Genomic DNA, 3820 nt, shown 5'->3' on the forward strand with positions numbered 1-3820 from the left:
AGTTTATAGAGTATAAGCTAGGTATTACGACTGATAACTTTAGTATTCTTAGTGAGATTATTTTTAAACAACGTAGTATAGTGAGAGATAGAGTTTCTGTAATTATTCCTACATACAAAAGGCCTAATAATTTATATAATGCATTAATATCGGTTCTTGATCAAGATTATGATGACATTGAAGTTATAGTGGTTAATGATAATGGTTTGGGTTCTGATTTTAATGTAGAGACGATAGATTTAGTTAATAATATTAATAATCCTGTAAACAGAGTTAGAATAATTAATCATAAGGTCAATAGGAATGGCTCTGCGGCTAGAAATACTGGTATTATGGCATCAACAGGCGAGTATATATGTTTTTTAGATGATGATGATATTTATTTACCTGGTAGAATTTCAGAGTCTATTAAAGAAATAAAATATACATCTTATAATATCGGTGCGGTTTATTGTGGCTTTTTAGGTTGGAATTCACCTGAGAATGATCTTAATCGTTATAAAGAAGGTGACTTAACTCTAGATATTTTAATGCTAGAATACAAAAATCATTATCTTCATACAAATACAGCGACTTATAAACGTGAAGCTATTTTAGCTATTAATGGTTTCGATGAATCTTATCCAAGACATCAAGACTTAGAATTCAATCTTAGGTTTTTTGAAAAATATAAAATTAACTCTGTTAACAAAGTGCTTGTTAAGCTTAATCCTGAAGTATCAGAGATTAGTAATAAATTGTTTAATGAGGATATGTTAAAGTTAAAGGATAAGTTTTTATCTAGTTTTTCTTATAAAATAGAAACTCAGAGTGGTTATCAAGAGAAAATATATCTTAAACATTGGTGTGAGGTTATTAGATATATCACCGATAAAAAATCAATATACAATCACATTTTTTCTGATTATAGAAATCCAGCATGTCTTTTAAAGTATTTGGAATAGATGAGTAATATTGACTTATTGCTATTGTTGTGATGTCGTATTAGCAGGGTTTGTTGAAGTTAAAATAATAGCTATCATGTGGTTTTAATTAATTAAAGATTTAAAAATATTTTTGCTATTTATTTGAAGTGTTACTAGTAATGTGATTGATAAAAATTTTCTTTTGAATTATCCTCATTTTTAAATTGTTTGTTTTTTACGATATATACATATATATTTTAATGAATATAGCTTACGGAAATTTACATTGATGAGTTTAAAAAGAGTTTTCATGCAATGGAGAATGAACGCCAATCCCTCACGGTTCGCGTAATAAAGCCTATTAAATACGGAGTTCCGAGAGCACGTTTTATTTGGATCTTAACAATTGTTTAACTCATGCGTAAGTCGTGGGTAATACCTGAGATTATTATACTTATTAATATTAAGGTTGTCTTAGCCACTATCGATATGAGGACACATCAAACTGAGATAGCAAAAGTCATCATAGTGTAAGATACTAATTACTCCTTTACTTTAAAAATAACCAAAGCCAGTATCGCTAAAGCGTATCAATGCTGAACAAGTTCATAGTCGTATTGAAGTTCTCAAAGCACATATATTGAGCTGTAAAGTACTTGATTATCGATCAAGCTATTAAAAATTATTTTTCCAAGTGGGTGATATAGCCGGAAAAACTGAACTATGTAAAGTAGAGATATATCAGATTTCTTATATTCTATTAACAAGTCTAAAGCGGTTTATGTGCTAGTGTATAAGTTTAAATGCAGCGGTGTTGAAGACTATATTAATATGGTCAATTATTTTTCGAGTAGCTGTATAAGTAAGAGCACAATACAATAATATCGCGACAAATAATGGTAAAAGTACTGCGTACTGAAAGTGAGGTTGAAATGGTTGGATTATCCTCTATTTATTCTCGAGGTTTTCATTTACCATTAGCTTGTAACTTAAAGTCGTATGGGTCTAATTCGATGGTTATAAAATAGTTAATTTTATGTCATATTATTTATTTTTCATTAATACAGTGTAGGAATTATGCAGTATCAGACGTTTCCGGGGGTCCGTGGAGGCTCCAAATCAGAAGAAAAATTAATTGCCCTCCGTCTTCCTGAATTAACCAATAAACGATTTTTAGATATAGGTTGTAATGAAGGTTTCTTTTGTGGCTACGCACTATTTGATGGTGCGAAAGAGGTTGTGGGTATCGATTATAGTCAGGAAGCTATTTCGAGAGCTAAACTACGTTTTCCACAAGCACAATTTCATTGCCAGTCATGGGAAACCTTACCTGAAGGTAAATTTGATGTCATTACCTTCCTCTCTGCTATTCATTACGCTGATGATCAAGAAGCTTTAATACATCGTTTAATGGAGCAGTTAACGCCTGATGGTGTATTAGTGCTCGAGCTCAGTATTGCCCCTGGAGGGAAAGACGATTTTATTCAAGTCAAGCGTGCGATTGATGAGCGTTTGTTTCCAACTCGAATAAAACTCGCCAGTATGCTACAAAATTATGCATGGAAAGTGACCGGTCATAGTGTTAATCAAGATGGCGATCCATTACAGCGCTATGTGGTTCATATTCGCCATTATCGTCCTTATGCTTACTTACTGTTGGGGAAACCAGGTACCGGAAAAACCACCATAACCCGACGTCTGTTTGCTGAAAACAATGTAAAAAATATATCGGGTGATCAACATTATTACCGGATTATGCAGAAGAAATTAAGTTGTCACCCTGCTATTCAAGCGATTCTTGATCAGCAAAACAATGGTCAGTCAGTTAACTATGGTGAAGTGACAAACCAGATCTGCCAAGCAAATTTACTCGATGAGCTAGTTAAGTTTTGGATTGATCAAGCGGACTTTACTGACTTTGCTCTCGATACCTATCTCCCAGAACGTGAACACGCTAAGGTAGCGCAATTATTTTATGATGCAGGGTACTTTCCGATTCAGTTAAGTTGGTCGCAGGCTGAGAGTTTAGGTACACCAGCGAAACGACCAAGTAAAGCAGAGGCGTATCGTAATTTTTTACTGGAACAACCACTAGCAGATGATGCGAAAGTTGCTCAAGTAACATCGTTGATCGATAGCCAATGGTTAGGTCGTTTGCGCTGGCATTTAGATTCCCCTGCCAAGAATCAATTGTTGGGTACGAATAATAAACTGCGTATTTCAGGCTGGGCTGGTTGGGTTGATGATACCAATCAACCATTATCCTTGTTGGTGCAAGTGGGTTTAGAGCAGTATCAAGTGCCTTTCAGTCGTCAACGCCCTGATGTGGCTCAATCTTTATTTCCAATGGGTCAATACCCTTCACTGTTTTGGGATCAGCATCAGTGCGGCTTTGCTGGATATATTCCTTTACCTGATGATAATACACCCATTATCTTGAGTTTACTTTGTGATGAGCAAGTCATCCCCCTTGCTTTGATTAATTGGCAAGAAGCTAAGTCAGTCAGCCTTTCAAAGGAGGTTCAAGCAATAAAGTCTAAATCTTTATTGCTTGGCCTTAAAGGCAAGGTAACTCAAAAGTTAAATCGTGTATTGAAATCATCATAAGTTTTTTTTTATTGATTAATATGATCTTCATTTTAGGTGATAATGGTAGAAGATTTATTTTAATAAAAATAAATAGAGTTATCTGACCCTTAGTAATCATTTTGTTACTAAGGGTGCTGCTTTTGACGTGAAGTTTTTAATTTAAAAAAATATTAGTGTATATGTTCTACTTTTTACATTGGCAGTGTTTTATTTATCTTTTTGAAAAGTAAGGGTTTTTTATTTTGTTTTATTTTTTTGTAAAAAATTAGAAATCTTACTTAACACCAATAACATCATAACTGATTGTTTTATAGTTAGATAAAAAT

At 33.4% G+C, this 3820-nt stretch carries 2 protein-coding genes; both read left to right on the forward strand.

Annotated elements, in window-relative coordinates; translation table 11 throughout:
* Positions 1 to 944, forward strand: a 944-nt coding sequence (locus CAG58_RS09890; protein WP_161439733.1) for a glycosyltransferase family 2 protein, incomplete at its 5' end; no start/stop codon positions are given.
* Between the two features lie 1038 nt (positions 945 to 1982).
* Positions 1983 to 3512 carry a class I SAM-dependent methyltransferase gene (locus CAG58_RS09895; protein ID WP_161429586.1) on the forward strand — a complete coding sequence of 510 codons (1530 nt, stop codon included), beginning with the start codon at positions 1983 to 1985 and terminating at the stop codon, positions 3510 to 3512.
* The last annotated feature ends 308 nt before the right edge of the window (positions 3513 to 3820 follow it).

Origin of the sequence: Vibrio sp. V31_P5A7T61 (assembly GCF_009904895.1) — a bacterium.
Lineage (GTDB): Bacteria > Pseudomonadota > Gammaproteobacteria > Enterobacterales > Vibrionaceae > Vibrio > Vibrio metschnikovii.